The organism is Rhodococcus rhodochrous, assembly GCF_900187265.1.
GTDB lineage: Bacteria > Actinomycetota > Actinomycetes > Mycobacteriales > Mycobacteriaceae > Rhodococcus > Rhodococcus rhodochrous.
Map to the genome: position 1 here is coordinate 1,014,893 of NZ_LT906450.1, position 26,621 is coordinate 1,041,513.

Consider the following 26,621-nt stretch of genomic DNA (forward strand, 5'->3'; position numbering starts at 1 on the left):
GATGGAATGATGCGGGGTGTTCGGTGACGAAGGGATGGGGCGACACATGATCGGGATCAGCCGCGACGGCGACGTCGTGACCGTGGAACTGCAACGCGAGGAACGCAGGAACGCGCTCAACACGCAGTTGTGCGTGGAGATCCGCGAAGCCGTGGACAAGGCCGTGGCCGACGACGCGCGCGTCATGGTGATCACCGGGCGGGGCTCGAGCTTCTGCGCCGGGGCCGATCTCTCCGGCGACGTCTACGCCGAAGGGTTCACCGACAGCCTCGCCGAGATGCTGCGCACCATCGTCGAGGCGCCGATTCCGGTGATCGCGGCCGTCAACGGCCCGGCCATCGGTGCCGGCACCCAGCTGACGCTCGCGTCGGACCTGAGGGTCGTGGCGCCCACCGCGCGTTTCTCGGTTCCTGCTGCGCGCCTCGGTATCTCGGTGGACCGCTGGACGGTCCGGCGCCTCGCCTCGCTCATCGGCGGCGGTCCGGCACGCGCCGTCTTCCTCGCCGCCGAACCCGTCCACGCCGAGGAGGCGCTCGCGCGGGGGCTCGCCAACCGCATCGGCGATCTCGCCGCCGCCCAGGCCTGGGCGCACGAGATCGCGAAGCTCGCGCCGCTGTCGCTGAACGCGATGAAGTTGTTCCTCAACGACGACGGCACCCGCGACGAGGCCACACCCGAACAGACTGCCGCACTCGCTGCGGCATGGCTCAGCGAGGACGCCCAGGAGGCCAGGCTCGCTCGTTCCGAGCGCCGCGACCCGATCTTCCGCGGACGATGAACGTCCGGTCCGCGGTCTCGGCCGCGCTCGCCGGAGCGGGCACTCTGTGGGTCGCGCGCGCCGTCAACGGCCTGCCCGGTTCCATCGGCGCCTCGGTCTCCGACATCCGCCCGTACGCCGCCGCGTCGCCCCGCTACCGCGACGGTCGTTTCCACAACACCGACCCGGCGTCCGTGCTCGGCCCCGAGGCGGCGGGCGGTTTCGCGAAGGACCTGCTCACCCGAGGATCGCGGGGCAGACCTCGCACCGACGTGCCGTTGTCGCCCTATCTCGCTCCGGTCGACGCGGCGGAACTCGCCGTGACGTGGTTCGGGCACTCGACCGCCCTCGTGGAGGTCGACGGTTACCGGGTGCTGTGCGACCCGGTGTGGAGCGAGCGCGTGTCGCCGTCACCGACCGTCGGCCCGGCACGTCTGCATCCGGTGCCGGTCGAACTGCAGACCCTGCCGCGCCTCGATGCGGTGGTGATCTCGCACGACCACTACGACCATCTCGACCGGTTCACGATCGAGAGCCTCGCCGTGCTGCAGCCGACCGTCCGGTTCGTCGTCCCACTGGGGGTGGGTGCGCACCTGCGCCGCTGGCGGATCGACGAGGACCGCATCGTCGAACTCGACTGGGACGAGCACGTCGAGGTCGACGGCCTGCGCATCACGTGCACCGAGGCCCGGCACTTCTCCGGCCGGGGCCTGCAGCGCAACATCACGTTGTGGTCGTCGTGGGTGTTCACCGGGCCGGTGCGCCGGGTGTTCTTCGGTGGTGACAGCGGGTACACCCCGCGGTTCGCGGACGTCGGCGAGGCATACGGGCCGTTCGACCTGACGTTGCTGCCCGTCGGCGCCTACGACAAGCGCTGGCCCGACGTGCACATGAATCCGGAGGAGGCGGTGCGCACGCATCTCGACCTCGGTGGTGTCGACCGTCGCGACAGTCTGCTGGTGCCCGTGCACTGGGGAACCTTCGACCTCGCCTTCCATGCCTGGTCGGAGCCGATCACCCGGTTGCTGCCCGCCGCGAAGGAGTCGGAGGTGATCACGGCGGTGCCGATGCCGGGTCAGCGGATCGACGTGTCGAAGTCCGACACGTCGAAGCCCGTCGCACTCGAGCCCTGGTGGCTCGCGTCGAGCTGATCCACCCGCCACGACACCGGTTGTTCGCTTTCGTGCCCTAATCTGGTTCGTCATGGCAGTAGAAGAGCCCACGACGGTGGTGGGAACGGGCGAGGCGCCGGTCCTCGCACCCGACCACGCAGCCAACGGGCTGTCCACCGAGCAGGTCGCCGAGCGTGTGGCGCGTGGCCTCACCAACGATGTCCCCGACCGCGCATCCCGGTCGGTCAAGGACATCGTCCGGGCCAACGTGTTCACCCGCATCAACGCGATCCTCGGGGTGCTGCTGCTGATCGTGCTGGCCACCGGCTCGATCATCGACGGCATGTTCGGTCTGCTGATCATCGCGAACAGCAGCATCGGCATCATCCAGGAGGTGCGCGCCAAGCGCACCCTCGACAAACTGGCCATCGTCAGCCAGACGAAGCCCGTCGTGCGCCGGGACGGCGCCGCCGCGCCGATCGTTCCCCGCGAAGTGGTCCTCGACGACCTCATCGAGCTCGGCCCCGGCGACCAGCTGGTCGTCGACGGCGAGGTGGTCGAGGCCCAGGGACTCGAACTGGACGAGTCGCTGTTGACGGGCGAGTCGGATCCCGTGCACAAGGTGCCCGGTTCGACGGTCATGTCGGGCAGCTTCGTCGCCTCCGGTTCCGGCTCCTACCGCGCGACGAAGGTCGGCCGCGACGCCTACGCGGCGCGGCTCGCGGAAGAGGCCAGCAAGTTCACGCTCGTGAAGTCGGAGCTGAACGCGGGCATCAACAAGATCCTGCGCTTCATCACCTACCTGATGATCCCCGCGGGTCTGCTCATCATCTACAACCAGCTCTTCTCCAGCGGCGAGTCGCTCGGCCCCGCGCTGAGCGGCATGGTCGCCGCCCTCGTGCCCATGGTGCCCGAGGGCCTCGTGCTCATGACCTCCATCGCGTTCGCGGTCGGTGTCGTCCGCCTCGGGCGACGCCAATGCCTCGTGCAGGAACTGCCGGCGATCGAAGGCCTCGCGCGCGTCGACGTGGTGTGCGCCGACAAGACCGGCACGCTCACCGAGAACGGCATGCGCCTGTCCGACCTCGAAGCCGTCGACGGCAGCGACCTCGACGAGGCCCGCGCCGCCCTGGCCGCGCTCGCGGCCGACGACCCGCGCCCCAACGCCAGCGTCCTCGCGATCGCCGAGGCGTTCCCCACCGCCCCCGGCTGGGGCGAGCCGACGGCCGTCGCGCCGTTCTCGTCGGCGAAGAAGTGGAGCGGTCAGTCGTACGGCATCCACGGCAATTGGCTCCTCGGCGCACCCGACGTGCTGCTCGACCCCGGCACCGACGCGGCGCGACGCGCCGAGGAACTCGGCTCGAACGGACTGCGGGTGCTGCTGCTCGCGCGCAGCGACCGTCCGGTCGACGACGAACTTGCTCCCGGCACGGTCACGCCGGCGGCGCTCGTCGTCCTCGAACAGCGGGTACGCCCGGACGCGAAGCCGACCCTCGAGTACTTCGCCGGCCAGCAGGTCGACGTCAAGGTCATCTCCGGCGACAACGCGATCGCCGTCGGTGCGGTCGCCTCGTCGCTCGGCCTGCCGGGCAGCGCGTCCCCCATCGACGCGCGTTCCCTGCCGGAGGGCGGGAACGAACTCGCCGACGTCGTCGAGGGCTCGACGACCTTCGGCCGGGTCCGTCCCGACCAGAAGCGCGCGATGGTCGGAGCGCTGCAGTCGCGCGGCCACACCGTCGCGATGACCGGCGACGGCGTCAACGACGTGCTCGCCCTCAAGGACGCCGACATCGGAGTCGCGATGGGATCGGGCAGCCCCGCCACCCGTGCGGTCGCGCAGATCGTCCTTCTCGACAACAAGTTCGCGACGCTGCCCTACGTGGTGGCCGAGGGTCGTCGGGTCATCGGCAACATCGAACGCGTCTCCAACCTGTTCCTCACCAAGACGGTGTACTCGGTGCTCCTCGCCTTCCTGGTGGGCGTGTCGGGTGTGCTGTCGCAGGTATTCGACTTCGAGCCGTTGCCGTACCCGTTCCTGCCGCGCCACGTGACGATCGCGGCGTGGTTCACCATCGGCATCCCCGCCTTCCTGCTGTCGCTGGCACCGAACAACGAGCGGGCACGCTCGGGCTTCGTCTCCCGCGTGATGCGACTGGCGATCCCCTCGGGCGTCGTGGTCGGTGTGGCGACCTTCGTCTGTTACGTGCTCGTCTACGGCGGTCCGGAGCAGACCGAGCAGCAGAAGATCCAGGCCGGTACCTCGGCCCTGATCACCCTGCTGATCATCGCGCTGTGGGTGCTCGCGGTGGTCGCCCGCCCGTACCAGTGGTGGAAGATCGTGCTGCTCGCCGGTTCGGTGCTCGGCTACGTGATCCTGTTCTCCGTACCGTTCACCCGCGAGTTCTTCGCGCTCGACCCGTCGAACGTCGGGTACACGACGATCGCGGTGACGTGCGGGCTGATCGGAGTCGTCCTCGTCGAGGCCCTGTGGTGGGTGTCGGGGCGTCTGCACGGGGAACGCCGGCGCCTGTTCGCTGCCCACGACGATCTGCTGCCGGGCGTACACTGACCCGCAGCGCACGGATGGGTGCGACCGAACCTCACGGCGATCCGACGAGGGAAGGACCGAACGATGGGTTTCATGGATTCGGTGAAGGGCCTTGTGAACAAGGGCAAGGACTACGCCGCGAAGAATCCCGACAAGGCCGACCAGTTCATCGAGAAGGCCGGCGACCAGGTGGACGGACGTACCGGCGGGAAGTACGCCCAGCACGTCGACAAGGCGCAGGACGCCGCTCGTCAGCATCTGGGTACCACCGACAATCCCGCACCGGGCACGCAGCCCGAACCCGGCGGTGAGCCGGGCCCCGAGGGCGGTCCGGGCCCCGAAGCACAGCCGGGTCCGCGTCAACCCTGATCACGGCAGATACGGAAGTACCGTGTCGCCGAAGGTGTCGATGAACGGGCGCTGATCCGGCCCCACATGGTGCAGGTAGATCTCGTCGAAACCGAGTTCGGCGAATTCGCACAGGCGGTCGACGTGTTCGGCGGGATCGTCGGACACGATCACTGCGCCCTCGAGGTCGCCGTCGTCGAGTTCGGCGGCGCGGGCCTCGAATTCCTCGGGCGTGGCGAGTTCTGCCATGAGGTCCGGCGGTAGGGCGTTCGTCGCCCACTGTTCCCGCGCGATCTCCCGAGCGCGCTCCCGCGTGGGCGCCCAACTCAGATGGACCTGCAGCACGGTCCGTCCGCGTCCGCCCCCGTCGCGGTAGGCGCCGAGGATCCGCCGCAGGTCCTCGAGCGGGGCGTTCACGGTGACGAGACCGTCGACCCGGTCGGCGAAACGACCGGCCGTTTCGGGAGTCAATGCAGGAAGCAGGATTTCGGGAGGGATCTCCGGCCGGTCCCAGACCCGTCCGCGGTCGACCCTCACCGCGCCGTCGTGGTCGACGACCTCGCCCGCGTGCAGGCGTCGCACGATGTCGAGGTTCTCGCCGAGGAGTTGCTGCCGTTCCTCCTTGGGTGGCCAGGAGACTCCGGACATCCGTTCGTTGCAGTGCTCGCCGCTGCCGAGTGCGAACCAGAAGCGGTGCGGGAACATCGATGCCAGAGTGGCGGTGGCCTGGGCGGTGACGACGGGGTGGTAGCGGAAGCCGGTCGCGGTGACGACACCGAAACGTAGGTCGGTGGTGGCCAGGGCCGCTCCGAGCCACGACCACGCGAACCCCGAGTGTCCCTGGCGGTGCGACCACGGCTCGATGTGGTCCGAGCACATGGCCGCCCCGAAGCCGGCCGCTTCCGCGAGCCGGACGTCCTCGAGCAGGCGGGATGGGGACGCCTGTTCGTGTGAGGCGTGAAAACCTATCAGCGTCATACCTGTCCGCTCCTCCGGTCGATCGGCGATCAGTACTTCTCGATGAGTGTGAGTGCAGCCGTCATGAGCGCGAGGTGGCCCAGTCCCTGGGGGAGATTGCCGAGGAAGGTACCGTCCTCGGCGATCATCTCCGAGTACAGGCCCACGTCGTTGGCGAGCGGTACGAGTTCGCCCATCAGTTCGGTGGCTTCGTCGGTCCGTCCCGTCTCGGCCAGTGCGGCGACCATCCAGTACGCGCAGGCGACGAACGTCCCTTCCTCCTTGTCGGCACCGCTGTACCGGTAGAGCAGCGGTCCGCGGCCGAGTTCCCGTCGCAGGGCATCGCAGGTGGCCTGCATGCGCGGACCCCGGTCGTACCCGCCGACGGCTCCGAGCAGGACGGACGCGTCCAGGCGATCGGTGCCGGGATAGGCGGTGTAGCAACCCTGTTCGTCCGACCAGCAGTTCTCCTCGATCCAGTCGCGGATGAGATCGCGTTCGCGTCGCCAGCGATCCGCCGTTCCCGGGATCTGCCCGACCTCGGCGAGGTGGACGGCGCGGTCGAGCGCGTGCCAGCAACTCATCTTCGAGTTGGTGTAGTGCTCGCGTTCGAGCAGTTCCCAGATGCCGTGATCGGCCTGCTGCCAGACATCGCAGGTGTGGTCGGCGATGCGGGCGAGCAGACGCGCGGTCGCGATGTCGAGCACGTAACCCTCACTGCTGTAGAGGGTCACGATCTCGAACAGGTCGCCGTAGATCCCGAGCTGCAATTGGCCTGCGGCCCTGTTCCCCTCGACCACCGGGCCGATTCCGCGCCAACCCGGAACGTCCAGTCGCCGTTCGTCGTCGGGCGTTCCGCCGTCGAGCCGGGTGAACACCTCCGCATCGGCGCCCTGATCGCGCACCACGCGGAGCAACCAGCTCATCGCGGCGTGCACCTCCTCGCGATCGCCGAGACGGATCAGCGCGTGCAGGGTGTAGGCGGCGTCGCGCACCCATGCGAAACGGTAGTCCCAGTTCTTCTCGCCGTCCGGGTTCTCCGGAACGGACGTCGTCGCCGCCGCGGCGATCGCGCCCGATCGGTTCTGCAGCAGTTTCAGTGCGAGCGCGCTCCGGATCACCGCGTCGGCCCAGGGGCCGTCGTAGTGCAGGAGCGTCGACCACTGCTTCCATCGGTCGACGGTGCGGTCGATGTTGGCATCGATCGCGTCGGCGTCGGGCAACGGCAGGGGCTCGTTCTCCGTCGACAGCACGGCGATCAGGTGCCGGGACCCGGCCGAGGTGGTGAAACCGCCACCGATCGAGCGGTGCTCGACCACGGGTTCACCCGTGCCGGACGTGCGCACCCCGATGCTCACGGTGCCCACCCGCAGGACAGGGCCGTGCTGGGTCCGGTCGCACCAGGGCTGGTACCGGCCCAGTCCGGTGCCGGGCGCGACCGTCCAGCGCATCGCGACCTCGCCGTCCAGACCTTCGACGCGGCGGGCGAGCTCACCCCAGGGCAACCGCCCGGCGACACCCGTATCGATCGAGTCGGTCACCCGGACCCGGCCCTGTGCGGTGGTGAAGACGGTGCTCAGCACGTTCGTGCCCGGCACGTATGCGCGTTCGACGGTGAACTCGTCGACCGGCCGCAGTTCGACGGAACCGCCCGCCGGTGCATCGAGCAGTCGCGCGAAGACGGGGTGCGAGTCGAGGTGCGGTACCGGATACCAGTCCACCGACCCGTCCTCGGCGACGAGGGCGACGGTGTCGCCGTCGCCCAGTGCGGCATAGGAGCGCAGGTCCGCGTAGCCGTCGTCGTCGCGGGCTGGGATCACACGCACTCCTCGCTGGGCCGGGTACACGGCGGTCGATCGGTTGCATACCCCGGCCGGGTCGGGGCAAACGACCTGCACGTTCGCGACGGCCGACCGCCGGCTGTGTCACCATCACACCGTGAACCGGACGCCTGGCACGGTGCCGTCGCGATGAACGGCGCGTGGATCCTGCTGGTCGTCATCGCCGGGATCGCGGTGACCGCCGTCGCGTCGCGCCGCGACCTGCAGGCCCCGCTCGTGCTCGTCACCGTCGGAGCGCTGGTGTCGTTCGTGCCGGGCCTGCCGAGGCTCGAACTGGATCCGGAGATCATCCTCGGGGTCGTCCTGCCGCCGCTGCTGTATTCGTCGGCCCTGCGGTTCTCGGTTCCCACCTTCCGGCAGTACCTGCCGTCGATCCTGCGGCTCGGCATCTACGCCGTGCTCGTCACGGCGTTCGTCGTGGCGTGGACGGCATCCGCGATGATGGCGGCGCTGACCTTCGGTGCGGCGCTCGCTCTCGGCGCCGTCGTCGCACCGACCGATGCGGTCAGTGCCGTCGCCGTGGGCCAGCGACTCGGACTGCCGAAACGGGTCATCGCGGTGCTGACCGGGGAAGGGCTGGTCAACGACGCCACCGCACTGACCCTGTTCACCGTGGCGATCTCGGCCGTCACGGGCACACACATCCTCGCCGATTCGCCGTTCCTGTTCTTCGTCTACGAGGTCGCGGGTGGCATCGCCGTCGGTCTGGTGCTCGCGTACGCCGTCCACCTGATCCGTGCCCGGATGTACGACTCGCCGCTCGAGACCGTGCTCGGGCTGGTGCTGCCGTTCGCGGCCTATCTCGCCGCCGAGGAGATCCACGCCTCGGGAGTGCTCGCCGTCGTCGCCGCCGGACTGTTCATCGGGCACCGGGCCACCGAGGTCTCGGTGAGCACGCGACTGCAGGAACGCGCGGTGTGGAAGAGCGTCGACGTGGTGCTCGAGACGTTCGTCTTCGCCTACATGGGCCTGCAACTGCGGTTCGTCCTCGACGAGGTCCGTGACAGCGGCACCGATCTGCGCCTCGCGTTGCTCGGTGCGGTGGTGATCCTGCTCGTCGTCATGATCGTGAGGCCCGCGTGGGGTCTGCTGCACTGGGGGCGGCGCGCGCTCGTGCGACCCGCCGGATCCGAACGCCTCGGCCGCGACCAGCTGAACTTCCGGGAACACGTCGTGGTGTCGTGGGCGGGTATGCGCGGGGTCGTCACCCTCGCCGCGGCCGGTGGGGTGCCGGTGGCGATCGCGTCGGGTGCTCCTTTCCCCGGACGCGAGATGATCCAGATCTCCGCGCTGGTCGTCGCCATCGGCACCCTCCTCATCCAGGGTGCGACGATGCCGTGGCTCATCCGCCGACTCGACGTCACCGACCCCTACGAGCGGCTGCGGACCGAGGAACAGATGGCGGTGGCCCGCAGGATCTCGGCCGAGTCGAGCGATCGGGTGCTCACCGAACTCGCCACGCATCCACCCGAGGGCGTGGACCCGGAGATCTACGACAAACTTCTGGCCAAGGCGCGCAAGTCGCTCCGGTCCCGGCAGGAGGCGGAGACCGTCGAGGACACGGCGGAGGACGCCGGAACGCGACTGGCCGCGCTGTTCGACGACATCCGGCGGGCGTCCCTGCAGGCGCGACGCCAGGCCCTCATCGACGCCCGCGACCGCGGTGAACTCGACGACGAGATCCTCCGCGACGTGCTCGAGAGCCTGGACATCGACGAAGCAGCGGTGGAGGAGCGCATCCGCCGCCGGCGTCGGGACGACGGTGCCCGAGGTCGGGACGACGATGTGCAACGGTAGGGACGACAGGGCGCAACGGTAGAATTTCCGCAAGTGAACACCCCGCACGGCCCGGAACAGGTGCCGCACGATCCCCGCACCGAAGTCTCCGTCCGATTCGCTCTCCGGTCGCCTGCTCGTCTGAAGACCGAACTCCTGGCCGGCCTGGTCGTGGCGCTCGCCCTGATCCCGGAGGCCATCGCCTTCTCCGTGATCGCCGGTGTCGACCCCCGGGTCGGGCTGTTCGCCTCGGTGACCATGGCGATCACCATCGCGATCGTCGGGGGACGGCCCGCGATGATCTCGGCGGCGACCGCGGCGGTGGCGCTCGTGATCGCCCCGGTGTCCGAGCAGTACGGGGTGGACCACCTCATCGCGACGGTGATCCTCGGGGGCATCTTCCAGGTGCTGCTCAGCTTCCTCGGCGTCGCCAAACTCATGCGGTTCGTGCCGCGCAGCGTCATGGTCGGCTTCGTCAATTCGCTCGCGATCCTCGTCTTCGTCGCCCAGATCCCGCACCTCGTGGACGTGCCGTGGATGGTCTATCCGCTGGTGGCAGCAGGTCTGCTGGTGCTCGTGTTCCTCCCGAGGATCACCGAGGCCGTGCCGGCTCCGCTCGTCACGATCGTGCTCCTCACCGTCGTGACGGTGGCCTTCTCGCTGAACGTGCCCGACGTTGCGGACCAGGGTGAACTGCCCGAGAGCCTGCCCTCGCTCTTCGTCCCGGACGTGCCGATGACCTTCGAGACCCTCCGGATCCTCGCGCCCTACGCGCTCGCGATGGCCCTCGTCGGCCTCATGGAATCGCTGATGACGGCCAAACTCGTCGACGACATCACCGACACGCGGTCGGACAAGACCCGCGAGGGCTGGGGTCAGGGCATCGCCAACATCGTGACCGGATTCTTCGGTGGCATGGGCGGTTGCGCCGTCGTCGGCCAGACCATGATGAACGTGAAGGTCTCCGGGGCGCGGACCCGTCTGTCCACCCTGGCGGCAGGCGTGTTCCTGCTGATCCTCGTGGTCGCGCTCGGCGACATCGTCGGGCTGGTCCCGATGGCTGCCCTCGTCGCCGTGATGATCATGGTGTCGATCGCGACGATCGACTGGCACAGCGTGCATCCGCGGACGCTGCGGCTGATGCCGCTCAGCGAGACCGTCGTCATGGTCGTCACCGTCGTGGCCACGGTGAGCACCGGCAATCTCGCGATCGGAGTGTCGCTCGGAGTGCTCACGGCGATGGTGCTGTTCGCCCGTCGCGTCGCGCACATGACCACCGTCGAGAAGATCGCCGATGCCGACACCGACGGGGACGGAGGAGTGGACACGCGCACCTATCGGGTGACCGGTGAACTGTTCTGGGCGTCGAGCAACGACCTCGTCCACCAGTTCGACTACATCGGCGACCCGGAGAACGTCGTCATCGACCTCACCGACGCCGACATCTGGGATGCGTCCACCGTCGCCACCTTCGACGCGATCCAGCAGAAGTACGCAGCCAAGGGCAAGACGGTCACCATCGTCGGACTCGACGGTGCGAGCCTCGAACGCCTCCGCAGGCTCTCCGGCCGACTCGGTGGGGAGAACTGACCGCGCATACCGGGAGCGGTGGGTCGATTCGACGTAACGTGAGCGCATGATCGCGATCGAGCTCGCCGCGGTGGTACTGCTCCTGGTGCTGGTCGTGGTCTCGGTGGTGCTGTGGACCCGGCGGGTGGTCACCACACCCGCCGAACGCGCGGTCCACGCGACCCTGCACACGGCGTCCCTCGCGGCGCGCCCCCTGCGCGCCGGGCTCGACGCGTCGTCGGCGAAGGAAGCGGCCCCGCACCTGCGGATGCTGTTGGCCGAAGCACGCGCGGTGGCGCTGCTGGACGAGAACGGTGGCCTGCTCGCCTGGGACGGCCCGTTCGAGGAACTGACGGACGAGATGATCGCCGCCGCGGGCCGGGCCGTCGCAGACAAGCGCCGCGTGCTCGTCGGGCACCACGACCTGCGGCGAGGCCACGGCGACCTAGCGGCCCGCGCACTGATCGCCCAGCCGCTCGTCGTGGAGGACATGGGTGTCGCAGGGGTGCTCGGCGTCGTGACGACCGTCGAACCCGGCCCGGCGCTGCTCGGCGCGATCACCGAGGTGGCGCGGTACGCGTGCAGTCAGATCGAGCTCGCCGAGCTCGATTCCTCCCGTGCCCGGCTCGACCGTGCCGAGGTCCGCGCGCTGCGCGCCCAGATCAGTCCGCACTTCATCTACAACGCGCTCAACACGGTGGCGTCGTTCGTCCGGACCGACCCCGACCGGGCCCGCGAACTGCTGCTGGATTTCGCCGATTTCACCCGCTACTCGTTCCGCGCGGCCGGCGAGTACACCCTGCTCGCCGACGAACTGCGTAACATCGACCGGTACCTGACGCTCGAACGTGCCCGCTTCGGCAATGCCCTCGAGGTGCGCCTGCAGATCGCGCCCGAGGTGCTCAATGTGACGTTGCCCTTCCTCGCTCTGCAACCGCTCGTCGAGAACGCCGTGCGGCACGGGATCGCGGGCAAGGACACCCGCACGGGCACGATCACCATCACCGCGGCCGACGAGGGCACCGACTGCGTCATCAGCGTCGAGGACGACGGCATCGGCATGGACCCGGAACTGCTGCGCTCCGGCACGCTCGACGCGATCGCCGAGAGCGACCACGGCAGCGGAGTCCGCGAGTCCGCGCACGTGGGCCTCGCCAACGTCGACGACCGGTTGCGGGCGGCCTTCGGCAACGACTACGGCCTCGTCATCGAGACCGCGCCGGGGGCAGGCACCCGGGTGAGCATGCGCGTGCCGAAGTTCAGGGCGGGTATCCGGCCGTGAGGAACACCCGGCATGGCACGATGGATTCGCCGTGAACGAGATCACAGACAACCTGACCGTGCTGGCGGTCGACGACGAACCGCCGGCCCTCGACGAGCTGGCCTACCTGCTGCGCGCGCAGGAGGAGATCGGCGTCGTACACACCGCGGGAGACGCGACGACCGCTCTGCGTGTGCTGCGCGACGGAGGCATCGACGCGGTCTTCCTCGACATCAACATGCCCGGGCTCGACGGCCTGGAAATCGCGGGCATCCTGCGCAATTTCGCGGTGTCCCCGGCCGTGGTGTTCGTGACCGCGCACGACGACCGCGCGGTCTCGGCATTCGACCTCGGCGCCGTCGACTACGTCCTCAAGCCGCTGCGGGAGGAACGACTCGCCGAAGCGGTCCGGCGGATCGCCGAACGCAGCCGACCCGCCGCGCAGGCGACATCCGAGACCGGCCAGAGCGACGACGTGATCCCGGTCGAGCTCGGTGGGGTCACCACGCTCGTGCCGCGCTCGTCCGTCCACTGGGTCGAGGCCGAGGGCGACTACGCGCGACTGCACACCGCGACCGGTTCGCACCTGGTGCGTATCCCGATATCGACGCTCGAGAACCGCTGGGCCGACGCCGGCTTCCTGCGGGTGCACCGCTCCTATCTCGTGGCGTTGCCGCTCGTCACCGGTATCCGCAGTGTGGGTTCGGGTCTGGTCGTGTGCCTGCGCGGCGACAGCAACTCCCCGCCCGTCGAACTGCCCGTCAGTCGCCGGCACACGCGGGAACTCAAGGACCGGCTCATCCGCGGTCCGATGCAGTCGTGGACGTCCCGATGAGCACCACCGGCGGCCCGCCCCCGCCGCGTCAGAAGGTCGTCCTCGCCGAACGGCGCGGGGCGCGCATGGTCCGCACCCGGGTCGAGGTGCAGCAGCAGACCGAGGTGGGCGACGCGATGGTGCGCGGGCTGGTCCGGGCTCAGCTCGGGCTCGCCCTGCGCGTCGCACTGTTCACGGTGTGTCTGCTGGGCGCCGTTCCGGTGCTGTTCCACCTCGCTCCCGGTCTCGCGGCGGTGACGGTCCTCGGGATCCGCCTGCCGTGGGTGTTGCTCGGTGTGGTCGGTTATCCGATCCTGCTCGGTATCGCGTGGGTGTATCTGCGCCTCGCCGAACGCAACGAGCAGGATTTCACCGACCTCACCGACGATTGACGACCCATGAGCGGATCGATTCCCGTCGTCACCGTCGTCGGTCTTGTCGCCGCGGCGATCGCCACCGTCGCGATCGGTGTGTACGGCGTGCGGATGGCGCGCACCACCTCGGATTTCCTCGTCGCGTCCCGCAGCGTCGGCCCGCGCTGGAACGCCGCGGCCATCTCCGGCGAATATCTCTCGGCGGCATCCTTTCTCGGGGTGGCCGGACTCGTGGCGAAGTTCGGTGCCGACGCCCTGTGGTATCCCGTCGGTTTCACGGCCGGTTATCTGGGTCTGCTGCTGTTCGTCGCTGCGCCGCTGCGACGTTCGGGTGCCTACACCGTCCCGGACTTCGCGGAGTTCCGGCTGGGGGAGAAGTGGCTGCGCACGCTGTCGATGATGGTCGTGGCGATCATCTGCATCCTGTACCTGGTGCCGCAGTTCCAGGGTGCGGGCCTGACGCTCAACATCCTTCTGGGAGTGCCCGACTGGGTGGGCGTTGCGGTGGTCGGGGTGATCGTGGTGGCCAACGTGGTCGGCGGCGGGATGCGGTCGATCACATTCGTGCAGGCCTTCCAGTACTGGCTCAAACTCACGGCGGTCGCTCTGCCGGCCCTGGTCCTCACGCTGCATTTCGTCGGTGACGCCCGGGGCGTCGACGAACCCGTGCCGCCCACCGTCACCGAGACCACCACCGTCGACGTGACGATCGACGTGGTCGTGCAGGTCGCCGAAACGCTTCCCGTCGTGGCGACCGGGGAGATCGACGGCCGGCCGGTCGCGGGTGTCTTCGAACTCGAACCGGGGGAGCACGTCCTCGGGGCCGGAACCGAACTGGTCCTCGACGCCGGGTCGCCGGTGCCGGTGGTGGCCGGTGCGCCGACCGACAACGACACCTGGGCGTCGCCGGGAGCCGGGTTGGGGGCCAGCAGCGAACATCCGCTGTTCCAGGTGTATTCGCTGATGCTCGCGACCTTCCTGGGCACGATGGGGCTGCCCCACGTGCTCGTGCGCTTCTACACCAATCCCGACGGACGGGCGGCGCGCATGACGTCGTTCGCCGTCATCGGCCTGCTCGGGTTGTTCTATCTGTTCCCCACGCTGCTCGGGGTGTTCGCGCGCCTGTACGTCCCGCAGCTGCTCATCACCGGACGTTCCGATGCGGCAGTGCTGTTGCTGCCGGGATCGGTGCTGTCGGGTTGGGGTGGGCAGTTGCTCGCGGCGCTGGTCGCCTCGGGTGCGATCGCGGCCTTCCTGTCGACGTCGTCCGGACTGCTGGTGAGTGTCGCGGGTGTGTTGTCCACGGACGTGTTGCGCGGCCGGGTGCGCGACTTCCGGGTGGCCGCGGTGCTCGCCGGTGTGGTGCCGCTCGTGCTCGCGCTGTCGGTGACCTCCCTCGACCTGTCGCGTTCGGTCGGGCAGGTCTTCGCGATCGCCGCGTCGACGTTGTGTCCGCTGTTGGTGCTGGGGATCTGGTGGCGTGGCCTCACCGCGATCGGTGCCGCGGCGGGGATGGTCGTCGGCGGATTCGTCGCGGGCAGTGCGGCCCTGGCGACCGTGCTGCTGCCGGTCGATCCGTCGGTGGCCTCGGGATGGCCGACGGTGCTCTCCGCCTATCCGGCCGCGTTGAGCGTGCCGTTGGCATTCGTCACGATGATCGCGGTGAGTCTGCTGACGCGTCGCCGGATTCCCAGGGATGTGGGTAGGACGTTCTCCCGCATGCACGTACCCGAGCGGCTCGGCATGGGCCGCGACCGCGAACTCGGCGCGTTCGGTGAACGCGGCCGCGGTCCCGGGGAGAGTCGCCGTTCGTCGCGGTGACGCGACCGTTCGTCGCACGAGGGCACCCCTCGTCGTTCCGCCTCTTGTCTCCTCTGTTCGTGTGACAGCCGTCTCATTAGCGTTGTGATCATCCTCAGCTCACACGACTATCAAGGAGTCGGCAGTGACCACAGCACCACTCAGCGAGAGTGGCGTACCCCAGCAGCGGCGGATACCGACGCCGCAGGAGTTCGTCACGATGCAGGAGAGCCCGGAGTTCCAGGAACTGCGCAGCCGTCTGCGCCGGTTCGTGTTCCCGGTGACGGCGTTCTTCCTGGCCTGGTACGCCCTGTACGTCCTGCTGGCCACCTACGCGGACGAGTTCATGGCGACGAAGGTGATCGGCAACATCAACGTCGGGCTGATCCTGGGTCTCGGCCAGTTCGTCACGACCTTCGTGATCACCGCCGTCTACGTGAAGTTCGCCGGGCGTGAGCTGGATCCGCGTTCGGCCGCGATCCGTGAGGAACTGGAAGGACCGCAGCAGTGACCGTTCTCGCGCAGGGTGGGGCCGACGTCGGTAACCCGATCCTCAACATCGCCATCTTCGTCGCGTTCGTCGTCATCACGATGGGTCTGGTCATCAAGGCCAGCCGCACGACGAAGAAGGCCTCCGACTTCTACACCGGCGGCGGCCAGTTCTCCGGTCCGCAGAACGGTTTCGCCATCGCCGGCGACTACCTGTCGGCCGCGTCGTTCCTCGGTATCGCCGGTGCGATCGCCGTCTACGGATACGACGGATTCCTGTACTCGATCGGCTTCCTCGTCGCATGGCTCGTCGCCCTGCTGCTCGTCGCCGAACTGCTCCGCAACACCGGCCGGTTCACGATGGCCGACGTGCTGAGCTTCCGGCTCAAGGAACGCCCCGTCCGCATGGCGGCGGCGCTCTCGACCCTCGCGGTGTCGCTGTTCTACCTGCTCGCGCAGATGGCCGGCGCCGGCGGACTCGTCGCGCTGCTGCTCGACATCGAGGGCAAGGTCGGTCAGGCCATCGTCGTCGCGGTCGTCGGTGTGCTCATGATCGTGTACGTGCTGATCGGCGGCATGAAGGGCACGACCTACGTGCAGATGGTCAAGGCCGTGCTGCTCGTCGCCGGCGCGGGCCTGATGTTCGTGCTCGTCCTGTTCGCGGTGCGGGGCAACTTCTCGCAGCTGCTCGCCGATGCACAGGCGATGGTGTCGAGTTCGTCGAACGAGGCCGTCGCCCAGCGCGACGTGCTCGCTCCCGGTGCCAAGTACGGCATCAGCAACATGACGCAGATCGACTTCCTCTCGCTCGGCATCGCGCTGGTCCTCGGCACCGCCGGTCTGCCGCACGTGCTGATGCGCTTCTACACCGTGCCCACCGCCAAGGAAGCACGTCGCTCGGTCACCTGGGCCATCGCCCTCATCGGCGCCTTCTACCTGTTCACCCTGGTGCTCGGCTACGGTGCCGCGAAGATGGTCGGCCCCGACGCGATTCTCGGTGCTCCCGGCAAGGAGAACGCGGCGGCCCCGCTGCTGGCCTTCGAACTCGGCGGCACGGTCTTCCTCGCGATCATCTCGGCCGTCGCCTTCGCCACGATCCTCGCGGTCGTCGCCGGCCTGGCCATCACCGCCTCGGCGTCGTTCGCCCACGACATCTACGCCAGCGTCATCAAACGTGGCAACGCCACCGAGGACGAGCAGGTGCGGGTCTCGCGGATCACGGTCGTCGTGATCGGTCTGGTGGCGATCGTCCTCGGCATCCTCGCGATGGGACAGAACATCGCCTTCCTGGTGGCCCTGGCCTTCGCGGTCGCCGCCTCGGCGAATCTGCCCACCCTGCTGTACTCGCTGTTCTGGCGGAAGTTCAACACGACCGGCGCCCTGTTCAGCATCTACGGCGGTCTGATCAGCTGCCTCGTGCTCATCGTGTTCTCCCCGGCGGTGTCCGGTGCACCCTCGGCGATGTTCCCGAACGTGGACTTCTCCTGGTTCCCGCTGTCGAACCCGGGCATCGTGTCCATCCCGCTCGCGTTCGCCCTCGGCATCGTCGGCACCTATGTCGGACGCCGCAAGCAGGAGGACCGGTACAAGCAGGCGGAGATGGAGGTCCGCTCGCTCACCGGTGTCGGTGTGGAGAAGGCCGTCTCCCACTGATCCTCTGCGCCGCGGTGGCCCGCTCCCGATCCGGGGGCGGGCCACCGTCGTGTCGAGGTGCCCCGCCGGTGGAACGGACCGTCTACTGTTGCGGACCATGGCGAAACTCGAAGTGTCCACCGACCTTCCGCTCGACCCGCACGCAGCGTGGGAACACGCCTCCCGCCTCGAATCGTTCGGGGAGTGGCTGAGCATCCACGACGGGTGGCGCAGCGACCTGCCGGACACCCTCGCCGAGGGCACCACCCTGCAGTCGGTGGTATCCGTCAAGGGCATGCGCAACCGCGTCACGTGGACCATCGTCGAACTGGACGCGCCGCACCACGTGGTGCTGAAGGGAACCGGCAAGGGCGGCACGAAGTTCTCGATGCGGCTCGCCGTCGCCGCCCGCGGGGACGGTTCGACGCTGTCGATGAAGATCGACCTCGGCGGTGCACCCCTGTTCGGTCCGATCGGGTCGGGGGTGGCGCGTGCCCTGCACGGCGACCTGCAGTCGTCGCTCGACACCTTCGCGCGCCGCTACGGCGGGAACTTGACGCCTCTGGACACGTCCCCGGGAAAGGCGTAGACCCGTAAGGACAACCGCGGCCGGCCGCGGATCGGATCCGTCGCCGAGTGCTCGGTACTCGACGCGAATGCGAGGTCGACGCCCATGTCCGAGGATCACGACCCGGGTACCGGTGGGCATGCCGCCGAATCGCGGTGGTGGGCGTGGGCGGCCTGTCTCGGCGTAATCGCGGCGATCGTGCTGCCGCTCGTGGAAGCCGGTCTGCGAGGTGTCGTCGCGCTGCTGCTGGTCGCGGCGGCCGGCGCAGCTCTGGCCGTCGCCGGGGCCTACTGGTTCCTCACCCACCGGGGCGTGATCCGCGGGGCGGCTCTGGCCGTGACCGTTCTCGCGCCGGTGGTCGTGGTGGTCGTCTTCGCGGCGTCCGGTCACCTGTGGGTCGCCGTCGCGTCGGTACTGCTCGTCGCCGTGGCGGTCGCGTGCGGCCGCCACGCCCTGCGAGACGAGCGCGTGACCCCGCAGCCGGAGTTCCCCGCCCTTCCCGTGCAGCATCCGTTCTTCGTCATGAATCCACGCTCGGGTGGCGGCAAGGTCGTCCGTTACGACCTGCAGCGCAAGGCCGAGGAACTCGGCGCCGAAGTGGTGTTGCTGAGCGGACCGCAGCAACTCGACGTCACCGAACTGGCGGAGCAGGCCGTCGAACGAGGGGCGGACCTGCTCGGTGTCGCGGGTGGCGACGGAACACAGGCCCTCGTCGCGGCGGTCGCAGCGCACCACCGACTTCCGTTCGTGGTGATCAGCGCCGGAACCCGGAATCATTTCGCTCTCGACCTCGGGCTCGACCGGGAGGATCCCGCTGCGGGTCTGGACGCCCTCCGTGACGGGGTCGAACTGCGCGTCGATCTCGGCCGGATCAACGGGCGGCCGTTCGTCAACAATGCGTCCTTCGGGGTCTACGCAGAGGTGGTGCGGAGCCCTCAGTACCGTGCCGACAAGACGGCGACGGTGCTGCAGATGCTGCCCGATCTGCTCGGTGAGCAGGGCAGGCCGGGCCTGCGGGCGCACATCGACACCGAGACCGTCGAGGGACCTCAGACGGTGTTGGTCAGCAACGGTCCGTACGCCTTCGACGACCTGGCAGGAATGGGCCGACGGCCCCGCCTGGACAGCGGCCGGCTCGGTGTCGTCGCGATCTCGGTCTCGAACGCACGCCAGGCGGTCGGCCTGTTCCGTCGCACCCACAACCGAGGCCTGTTGCAGCGCACCGCCACAGAAGTGGTCGTCGATGCGGATGTACCGGAGATTCCGGTCGGAGTCGACGGTGAGTCGGTGATGCTGTCGACACCCGTCCGATGCACGATCTCCACCGGAGCGCTACGAGTTCGTGTTCCCCGCAACCGTCCGGGAGCGCGTGTGTCGCCCCCGCACCTCGATTCTGTTCGGTTGCGGAAGATATTGTGGCCGAATTGAACTCTTCGGATCTCACATTCCGGCGTATCCCGCGACTTCAATGGAGGGATGTGCAGATGGATGGCGTATACCGGTGATCCCGTCCTGATGGACGACCTGCTCTTCCGGCCCGTGCACTCCCTGATCGATCAGAGCCTGCATTCCAAGATGGGCGCGACCACCACGAACGGGGACGGCTTCGGTATCGGCTGGTACGGCGAAGGCCCGAGACCGGCATTGTTCAAGTGCATCGAACCCGCCTGGAACGAGAGCAACCTCCGCGAGCTCGCCACGCAGATCCGCACGCCGTTGATGTTCGCGCATGTCCGCGCCTCGACGGGAACCCCGGTGCAGCGCACCAATTGCCATCCTTTCCGCTACGAGAACAGGCTGTGGATGCACAACGGGGCGGTGCGCGGATTCCACCTCATGAAGCGGGATCTTGCGATGGCCGTCGATGCGAGTCTCTACGACGCGATCCGGGGGTCGACGGATTCGGAGATGCTGTTCTACCTCGCGCTCACCTTCGGCCTCGCCGACGACCCGTTCACCGGCGTGGCGAAGGCCGTCGGCTTCGTGGAGGACGTCGGAGCTCGCATGGGCATCGAGAACCCTATGCAGGGTACGCTCGCCACTACCGACGGCAGCTGTGTCTGGGTGTTCCGGTATTCGACGGAACGGAAGACACGTTCGTTGTTCTACTCGGCCGACATCAAGGCGATACGGGCGCAGCATCCTGAAGTGGAAGTGCTGTACAAGCTGGGGGATGACACCCGATTCGTGGTGTCCGAACCCCTCCGGGATCTCGAAGGGGCCTGGTTGGAGGTTCCGGAGTCGAGCGCGGGCGTCGTCCAGGGGAGCGAACAGGAGTTCCGACCGTTCGCGCCGATCTCGCCCGTGCACTCGATGTGATCACGACGAATTCCCCGCTACAGGAGTCACTCCCGCCGAGGGCGGCAACGATCAGGTCGTCGGTTGGTTCTCAGGGTTGCGGGCGGGCCTGATCACCAGTTCCAGAGCGAGCAGTGCCAGTACCGCACCCAGCACGATGAGAGTGACCACGAGTCCGGTGGGATAACGCCAGAACATCACGAGCAGTGCGGCCGCTCCGATGACGACCGATCGGATGGCGATGCGGGCGCGGAAAGCGTTTTCCTCGAAGGGGTTCGGAGAACGTGGCTGTCGCAGTCGCTGAACGGCATCGAGGCTGCGGCCGAACCCACGCCGAACGGTCCGGGCGGAGGGCGAGCCACCGGTGAGGTAGGCACCGAGAGCGATCACCAGTCCGAGCGCCGCGACCGCCCGAAGGCTGGTCCGCAGCGGCACCAGCACCGTATCGATGATGGCGGCCGCCGCGTCCGGCGACAGGACGTCGGGCGGGACATCGTCGAGATACAGCGACCGAGCCACAATGATCGCGACCGCCAGGAGGAACATGCCCGTCACCAGGACGAGGCCGACGAAGGCGAGTGCGCGTAGGCGACGGCCGGCCGGCGCGACAGCAACTGCGGCGGCAGCAGCGGCGAGGGTGATCCAGGGCAGCACATCCGAAATATTGTCGAGAGTGTTCACGGCCCGCTGCGCCCGGACCAGTTCCGGTGATCGGAACAGGACCAACTGCTTGTCGACGCTGGGGATCTTCTCTGCGAACGTGAAACCGCGGTCGAGAAGACGTCCCTTCACGTTGTCGATCACCGCGCCGAGCGAAATGCTCACCGTGCCCGAATCGTCGACCGTCACCGACGACGGTCCGACGTTCCCGGTCACGACCGCGACCAATGCGTTGTGGGCACCGCGGTGGGCCTGGATCCACAGGTCCTCGAACTGCTCGCTCTGCACGAGCGACAGCACCGTCTCGTCGACGAAGGTCCGCGCCTGCCCGGTGATCACCGGTGCCAGTCCCTCGACGGCGCGGTCGACGCGTGGCGCGTTCTCCGCGGCCGGAACGGCATCGGTGAGAGCAACCAGAGCGTCGGTCGTCAGACCTTCGACGTCGACGCGCGTAAAGATCTCGTCGGTGACCGAATTCGCGATCTGCGTCTGGATGGCGGGATTCGAACTCAGTGGGGCGACGGTGGTCACGTACCGGTCGGTGTCGAGGATTTCGCCGCGCACGAACCGTGCGGTGACCGAGAGGACGGCCAGAACCCCAACCATTACGGTGAGCAGCCCAACCGCGGCCCAGCGCCATCCGTGTCTCGCGGGTCGTGTGCCGGGAACGGTCTCCGTATCGGGTGCGGCTCGTTCGCGGAGCGTCGCGACCTCCGCGCGCAACTGCTCGAGCTCGGCGCGCTCGTCCTCGTCCAGCCGAGCGGGCCGGAGGTCGTCGCCGCCTGTAGCGGTGTCGATGGTCATCCCTGACTCGCCCCCTTTCGGGGCCGGACTCAGTATGCGCCGCCCCGAATCGGCTCCGGCAGGGACTTTCGGCCCTATTCGCTACTGAAGACGCCGCCGAGTGGTCATACTCGAACACGGGGGTACCTGTTCACGAAGGCATCGTCGGAAGTCCGTTTCGGCTTCCGCGGATGATCTTTGATGGAAACGAGGTTCCAGGTGACCGAATCGGACATCGACGAGATGGGACCGGTCGACTATCTCGTCATCGAATTCCCTGCCGACCGACCACCGAACGGTTCTGCGCTACCGCTGCTGCTCGACCTCGTCGAACGAGGCATCATCCGGGTACTCGATCTCGCGTTCGTCCGCAAGGACCGTGACGGTTCGGTCGCCGGAGTCGACATCTCGGAGGTCGGGCTGGAGGGCGAGGTGGACGTGACCCTGTTCGCGGAGGTGTCCTCGGGGTTGCTCGACGAGACCGATTTCTCGGAAGCGGGCGCCGCGCTCGAACCCGGCTGCTCGGCGGCCGTGCTCGTCTACGAGAACACCTGGGCTGCTCCGCTGGCCCGGGCACTGCGTCACAACGGTGCCGAACTCGTCGCGTCCGGGCGTATCCCTGTCCAGAGCATCCTGGCTTCGCTGGAGAAGCTCGACGTCGAAATGTGACTCGAGCAAACGAGATACACGAGGAGATCGATATGCCAGGACTACTCCGCGGGGTGGCTCGTACCGCAGTCGTCGCGGGGACGGCGACGGCCGTCTCCAACCGCGTCTCCCGTCGGCAGGGTGAACGGTGGGCATCGCAGGGGCAGGCCGTATACGGTCGGCCCGCGCAGTACGCACCCGAACCCGAACCTGCACCGACGCCCGCATCGCCTCCTGTTGCTCCGCCTCCTGGCGGGACGGACCGCATCGCGGCGCTGAAGGACCTCGCCGAACTGAAAGCGCAGGGCGTACTCACCGAGGCCGAGTTCGAGAGGGAGAAGGCGAGAATTCTCGCATCCTGACCACGAGTGCGGCTTCCGGCACGAGTGGGTACGACCGTTCCGACGCGACGAACGATGCGATGGGACGAGGCTCATGGGCGACTGGAGGTGCACGGTACACCGAGCCGACGAACCGACCGACTGCGTGGCGAGGCTGTCGCTGGTACTGGCGGACGACCTCACCCCGGCGGAGGTGCAGGACCGTGCTCGGGTGCTGGCCCGTCAACTCTTCGGGCACGACGTCGACGCCGGGGAAGTCGAGCTGGAGAACTGGTCGTCCCCTCGGCCGCCGTCTGCGCAACCGCCGTCGACGTGATACCGATGACGCACTGCATCGATTGACGCAGAGCAGGTTTCGTCCGGTACGTGTGCGGCGCTGTGCTCCCTGCCGTTTTACTGCGCTCTGCGGTGGTCACTGTGCTCCGGAGGCGGGAGGCGCCGTGCTCGAGCTCGAGGGAAGGAGCGCGGACGCGACGAGCCCGACGAGTCCGATGCACGCCAGCACGATCATCGCCGCCGCATACGAACGGTCCGGCGTGGCCAGGCCGACGACGAGGACGGTGCCTGCCACGGCAGTGCCCAGGGACGAACCCAGATTGGACACGCAGCGCGACAGGCCCGAGATCTCACCCTGCTGTTCCTCCGGGAACGCCGACTGCACGACGTTCACGGAGGGAGTGAGCATCGCGCCCAGTCCGACGCCGATGAGCAGCAGGCCCGGGGCGAACGCCCATGCGCTGGTCCATGCACGCACCAGCAGGAGCAGGACCACGATGCCGGCGAGCGTGACGACGAAGCCGCTCATGATGAGGGCGCGTTGTGAATGCCTGTCGGCCAATCGCTCCGCCAACAGCGAGGACCCGAGGATGCCGGCAGTGGCGGCGGTGAAGATGACGCCGGTCTCGATGGCGTTGTAGCCGCGGACCACTTGCAGGAATGCCGAGACGACGAACGCGACGCCCATGAGCAACAGCCACTGGATGTTCTGGGTGAGGAGCGCGAGATTCGACGTGCGATTGCGGAACAGGCCGGTCGACAACAGGGGCACTCGACCGACCCGTTCGAATCGCCGTACGTGCAGGAAGAATCCCACGATGAGCAGGATTCCGAGGCCGATGAGGCCGGCGGACACCGAGAGTGCGTTGTCCGCCTGCAGAATTCCCATGACGACGCAGACGAGACCCGCAGCGGACAGGACGGCACCGATCCCGTCGAAGGGTGTGGTCGGATCCGGTGGCAGAGGATCCTCGAATCCTCGGCTCAGGACCACGATGGCGGCGACGATCAAGGCCTGGAAGACGAAGGCGGCCCGCCAATCGATCGCGGTGGTGATCAGTCCACCGATCAACGGCCCTGCTGCGGCGCCTATCCCACCCATGCCGGTGATCACACCGAAGGCCCGTGCCCGGGACTTCATGTCGGTGAAGAGCATGGTCGTGAGGATGTACACGGGCGGGATCAGCAGTGCGGTGCCGATCCCTTCGAGGATCGAGTTGCCCAGGATCAGAACTCCCAGACCCGGTGCTGCCGCACTGAGGAGTGCACCCACGCCGTACAGGACGAGCCCGGCGACGAAACATCGCTTGCGACCCCATCGATCCGTCAGTTTCCCACCCGGAATCATGAAAGCTGCCATGACCAGAAGGAACACGGTGATCGCGGTCTGGACGCCTTGCACCGTGGTGTCCAGGTCGACGCTGATGTCGTTGATCATCACGTTCATGTTCGAACCTGCGAAACTGCAGATGAACTGAGCGAGGGCGAGCGGGAGCAACATTCGCCGGATGGGGGCGGACGGTCTCGCCACCGGATTCTCGGTCATCTCGTACTTCCCGTCGCGAAGGACGTCGCCGCAACTCTGCACGTCATGATCCACCGCGAGGGTCGGCAGTGGCGCCGACGAGTCGAAACCGTGACCTTGACCTAGTATCCGAGACCAGAGGAGGATCTAAGGACTCGTCTCCTCTTCTCGCGGGGGTACCGCCATGCTGCTCGAGGATTACGGCTTCATCGGTGACCTGCAGACCTCTGCGCTCGTCGGCCGGAACGGCTCCATCGACTGGCTGTGCATGCCTGCGTTCGACTCCGGGTCGTGTTTCGCGTCCTTGCTCGGCGGTCCGGAACACGGACGCTGGCTCGTCGCGCCTACGGCGGAACCCGTGGCGGTCACCCGCCGTTACGTCGAGGGCACTCTCGTACTCGAGACCGAGTTCGAGACTGCAGAAGGTGCCGTCCGCCTGATCGACTTCATGCCTCGCCGGGGATCGGGTCCACCTCGGTTGATTCGCATCGTGGAGGGTCTGCGCGGCCGGGTGCCGATGCGCATGCATCTGTTGGTGCGTCCCGACTATGCGTCCGTCACCCCGTGGGTCGAGGCGGTGGCCGACGGTGCTGTCGCGACGGCCGGCCCGGACGCCTTCCACCTGTGCACGACGGTACCGTTGGAGATCCGTGCGGGGACCGTCGACTCCGAGTTCGTCGCCGTGGAGAGCGGACGATACCGATTCGCTCTGGACCGGTACGCATCCTTCGAACCGGCCCCCGTCGTCGAGGACGCAGAATCCGCGCTCGCGCGCACCGTGGAGTGGTGGCGTGACTGGACCGGTCGGTGCACCTACAAGGGAGCGTATCGCGACGAGGTGCTCCGCTCTCTGATCGTCCTCAAAGGAATGACCGACGAGACGACCGGTGCGATCGTGGCGGCCCCGACCACCTCCCTGCCCGAAGCGCTCGGCGGAGTGCGCAATTGGGACTACCGCTACTGCTGGTTGCGTGACTCGGTGCTGGCACTCGAAGCGCTGCTCGCCGGGGGATACACCGGTGAGGCATTGGCATTCCGCGACTTCCTGCTCCGCGCGGGAACGGGTGATCCGGCCGATGTCCAGATCATGTACGGGATCAGGGGAGAACGTCGGCTGACCGAGTTCGAGGTGGATCACCTCCCCGGTTACGAGGGGTCGGCGCCCGTTCGGGTCGGCAACGCCGCCGCGGAACAGTTCCAGCTCGACGTGTACGGCGAAGTCCTCAGCGTGGCGTACAAGGGCGCCGAGGCGCTCGGCAGGATCGAGGTGCGCATGTGGCCCCGATGGCAGGCCGTGATCGAGCACGTCGAGAAGATCTGGCGGGATCCCGACGACGGGATCTGGGAAACACGCGGTCCCCGGAGAGATTTCACGCAGTCCAAGGTGATGGCCTGGGTCGTCTTCGATCGCGCCGTCCGGATTGCGGAGGGATTCGGGCTCGACGCTCCGCTCGAGCGGTGGAAGCGGACCCGCGACGAGATCCACCACGAGATCTGCGAACGTGGATACGACCCGGTCCGTGGCACGTTCACGCAGTACTACGGCTCCACGGAACTCGACGCCAGCGTGCTGCTCATACCGCTCGTCGGCTTCCTTCCGCCGACCGACGACCGGGTCACCTCCACGATCGACGCGATCCGGAGCGAACTCGGTCGCGACGGCTTCGTGTCCCGGTATTCCACGACGGATACCGACGACGGGCTTCCCGGCGACGAAGGGCAGTTCCTCGCTTGCTCGTTCTGGCTGGTGAGCGCCCTGGCGCTCAACGGCCGGGTCGACGAGGCCCGCGCATTGTTCGAGCGGTTGCTCGGACTCGCCAACGACCTGGGGCTGCTCGCCGAGGAATACGACGTGCAGGCAGGACGACAGGTCGGCAACTTCCCCCAGGCATTCAGTCACCTCACTCTCGTCGGCGCGGCCTTTGCGATCACCGTCGCCGAACGGGCGCAGGCGGCGGATCCGGTCGACGGAGCGCCGGCCGTCTGATCCGACTCCACCCGAATATCGTGTGTCCGTAAGGTCTTCGCCCGCAACCGTGCGTGCTGTATGTATCCTGAGGGTACGTACAACCCGGATACGCCCCCGTGTTCGTCGGTGTCTGTACATCGAACGAACTACATTGATGCGCTTGGAAATCGGTAGAAATCGTACGAATGTCACCGATTCGGCGGGGGCACTTCCCCGGACCCGTCGGGCACGTTTCAATGACAGGTGCAGAGGGGCTGTCGGGAGCGCAGGGGATA

Annotated in this window: 23 protein-coding genes; 19 read left to right on the forward strand and 4 right to left on the reverse strand. The window is 67.9% G+C overall.

Annotated elements, in window-relative coordinates; all coding sequences use genetic code 11:
* Nucleotides 1-46: 46 nt before the first annotated feature.
* The 4 genes from CKW34_RS04770 (at nucleotide 47) to CKW34_RS04785 (ending at nucleotide 4,786) form a co-directional block, all read left to right on the forward strand.
* Complete coding sequence (locus CKW34_RS04770; RefSeq protein WP_059381780.1) at nucleotides 47-778, forward strand: enoyl-CoA hydratase; 732 nt, start codon at nucleotides 47-49, stop codon at nucleotides 776-778.
* Complete coding sequence (locus CKW34_RS04775; RefSeq protein ID WP_059381748.1) at nucleotides 775-1,908, forward strand: MBL fold metallo-hydrolase; 1,134 nt, start codon at nucleotides 775-777, stop codon at nucleotides 1,906-1,908. Before CKW34_RS04770 ends, CKW34_RS04775 begins: the two co-directional genes overlap by 4 nt.
* A 52-nt stretch (nucleotides 1,909-1,960) precedes the next feature.
* The gene (locus tag CKW34_RS04780; protein ID WP_059381747.1) at nucleotides 1,961-4,438 is read left to right on the forward strand and encodes an HAD-IC family P-type ATPase; all 2,478 of its coding nucleotides are present in this window, start codon (nucleotides 1,961-1,963) and stop codon (nucleotides 4,436-4,438) included.
* Between the two features lie 63 nt (nucleotides 4,439-4,501).
* Entirely contained in the window at nucleotides 4,502-4,786 is a 285-nt protein-coding gene (locus CKW34_RS04785; RefSeq protein ID WP_059381746.1) for an antitoxin, read from the forward strand.
* On the opposite strand, the gene CKW34_RS04790 is transcribed toward CKW34_RS04785, so the two are convergent.
* Nucleotides 4,787-5,743, reverse strand: a complete 957-nt coding sequence (locus CKW34_RS04790; protein WP_059381745.1) for a TIGR03885 family FMN-dependent LLM class oxidoreductase — start codon at nucleotides 5,741-5,743, stop codon at nucleotides 4,787-4,789.
* A gap of 29 nt (nucleotides 5,744-5,772) precedes the next feature.
* The gene (locus CKW34_RS04795) at nucleotides 5,773-7,542 is read right to left on the reverse strand and encodes a glycoside hydrolase family 15 protein (protein WP_226950076.1); all 1,770 of its coding nucleotides are present in this window, start codon (nucleotides 7,540-7,542) and stop codon (nucleotides 5,773-5,775) included.
* Nucleotides 7,543-7,692: 150 nt separating this feature from the next.
* On the opposite strand from CKW34_RS04795, the gene CKW34_RS04800 reads away from it, so the two are divergent.
* The 11 genes from CKW34_RS04800 to CKW34_RS04850 all read left to right on the forward strand — a co-directional run bounded on the left by CKW34_RS04800 (nucleotide 7,693) and on the right by CKW34_RS04850 (nucleotide 20,165).
* Nucleotides 7,693-9,360 carry a Na+/H+ antiporter gene (locus CKW34_RS04800; protein WP_059381743.1) on the forward strand — a complete coding sequence of 556 codons (1,668 nt, stop codon included), beginning with the start codon at nucleotides 7,693-7,695 and terminating at the stop codon, nucleotides 9,358-9,360.
* Between the two features lie 33 nt (nucleotides 9,361-9,393).
* A complete protein-coding gene (locus CKW34_RS04805) occupies nucleotides 9,394-10,929 on the forward strand; it encodes a SulP family inorganic anion transporter (protein WP_059381742.1) in 1,536 nt (511 codons plus the stop codon).
* A gap of 46 nt (nucleotides 10,930-10,975) precedes the next feature.
* A complete protein-coding gene (locus tag CKW34_RS04810; protein ID WP_059381741.1) occupies nucleotides 10,976-12,190 on the forward strand; it encodes a sensor histidine kinase in 1,215 nt (404 codons plus the stop codon).
* Between the two features lie 31 nt (nucleotides 12,191-12,221).
* A complete protein-coding gene (locus CKW34_RS04815; RefSeq protein WP_059381740.1) occupies nucleotides 12,222-13,004 on the forward strand; it encodes a LytR/AlgR family response regulator transcription factor in 783 nt (260 codons plus the stop codon).
* On the forward strand, nucleotides 13,001-13,375 hold the full coding sequence (locus CKW34_RS04820; protein ID WP_059381779.1) for a hypothetical protein: 375 nt from the start codon (nucleotides 13,001-13,003) through the stop codon (nucleotides 13,373-13,375). The genes CKW34_RS04815 and CKW34_RS04820 overlap by 4 nt, the downstream gene beginning before the upstream one ends.
* 6 nt (nucleotides 13,376-13,381) lie before the next feature.
* The gene (locus tag CKW34_RS04825) at nucleotides 13,382-15,178 is read left to right on the forward strand and encodes a sodium/solute symporter (protein WP_059381739.1); all 1,797 of its coding nucleotides are present in this window, start codon (nucleotides 13,382-13,384) and stop codon (nucleotides 15,176-15,178) included.
* Between the two features lie 124 nt (nucleotides 15,179-15,302).
* Entirely contained in the window at nucleotides 15,303-15,668 is a 366-nt protein-coding gene (locus tag CKW34_RS04830) for a DUF485 domain-containing protein (protein WP_019289889.1), read from the forward strand.
* Nucleotides 15,665-17,299: a solute symporter family protein gene (locus CKW34_RS04835; RefSeq protein ID WP_059381738.1), complete on the forward strand. Its 1,635-nt coding sequence runs from the start codon at nucleotides 15,665-15,667 to the stop codon at nucleotides 17,297-17,299. Before CKW34_RS04830 ends, CKW34_RS04835 begins: the two co-directional genes overlap by 4 nt.
* A gap of 97 nt (nucleotides 17,300-17,396) precedes the next feature.
* Nucleotides 17,397-17,867, forward strand: a complete 471-nt coding sequence (locus CKW34_RS04840; RefSeq protein WP_059381737.1) for a type II toxin-antitoxin system Rv0910 family toxin — start codon at nucleotides 17,397-17,399, stop codon at nucleotides 17,865-17,867.
* Nucleotides 17,868-17,951: 84 nt separating this feature from the next.
* Nucleotides 17,952-19,274 (forward strand): diacylglycerol/lipid kinase family protein, encoded by a 1,323-nt coding sequence (locus CKW34_RS04845; RefSeq protein WP_059381736.1) that lies wholly within the window; start codon nucleotides 17,952-17,954, stop codon nucleotides 19,272-19,274.
* Between the two features lie 60 nt (nucleotides 19,275-19,334).
* Nucleotides 19,335-20,165, forward strand: a complete 831-nt coding sequence (locus tag CKW34_RS04850; protein WP_059381735.1) for a class II glutamine amidotransferase — start codon at nucleotides 19,335-19,337, stop codon at nucleotides 20,163-20,165.
* A 51-nt stretch (nucleotides 20,166-20,216) separates the two neighbouring features.
* On the opposite strand, the gene CKW34_RS04855 is transcribed toward CKW34_RS04850, so the two are convergent.
* A complete protein-coding gene (locus CKW34_RS04855) occupies nucleotides 20,217-21,608 on the reverse strand; it encodes a hypothetical protein (RefSeq protein ID WP_059381734.1) in 1,392 nt (463 codons plus the stop codon).
* Between the two features lie 198 nt (nucleotides 21,609-21,806).
* Here CKW34_RS04855 and CKW34_RS04860 point away from each other — a divergent pair, with 198 nt between their 5' ends.
* The 3 genes from CKW34_RS04860 (at nucleotide 21,807) to CKW34_RS04870 (ending at nucleotide 22,892) form a co-directional block, all read left to right on the forward strand.
* Nucleotides 21,807-22,256 (forward strand): DUF6325 family protein, encoded by a 450-nt coding sequence (locus tag CKW34_RS04860; RefSeq protein WP_059381778.1) that lies wholly within the window; start codon nucleotides 21,807-21,809, stop codon nucleotides 22,254-22,256.
* Nucleotides 22,257-22,288: 32 nt separating this feature from the next.
* Complete coding sequence (locus CKW34_RS04865) at nucleotides 22,289-22,597, forward strand: SHOCT domain-containing protein (RefSeq protein ID WP_059381733.1); 309 nt, start codon at nucleotides 22,289-22,291, stop codon at nucleotides 22,595-22,597.
* A gap of 124 nt (nucleotides 22,598-22,721) precedes the next feature.
* Nucleotides 22,722-22,892: a hypothetical protein gene (locus CKW34_RS04870; RefSeq protein ID WP_231921797.1), complete on the forward strand. Its 171-nt coding sequence runs from the start codon at nucleotides 22,722-22,724 to the stop codon at nucleotides 22,890-22,892.
* Nucleotides 22,893-22,988: 96 nt separating this feature from the next.
* Here the strand turns inward: CKW34_RS04870 and CKW34_RS04875 are convergent, their stop codons facing one another.
* Nucleotides 22,989-24,398 carry an MFS transporter gene (locus tag CKW34_RS04875; protein ID WP_059381777.1) on the reverse strand — a complete coding sequence of 470 codons (1,410 nt, stop codon included), beginning with the start codon at nucleotides 24,396-24,398 and terminating at the stop codon, nucleotides 22,989-22,991.
* Between the two features lie 163 nt (nucleotides 24,399-24,561).
* Between CKW34_RS04875 and CKW34_RS04880 the strand changes: the two genes are divergently transcribed.
* Nucleotides 24,562-26,364, forward strand: a complete 1,803-nt coding sequence (locus CKW34_RS04880) for a glycoside hydrolase family 15 protein (protein WP_059381731.1) — start codon at nucleotides 24,562-24,564, stop codon at nucleotides 26,362-26,364.
* Nucleotides 26,365-26,621 lie beyond the last annotated feature (257 nt).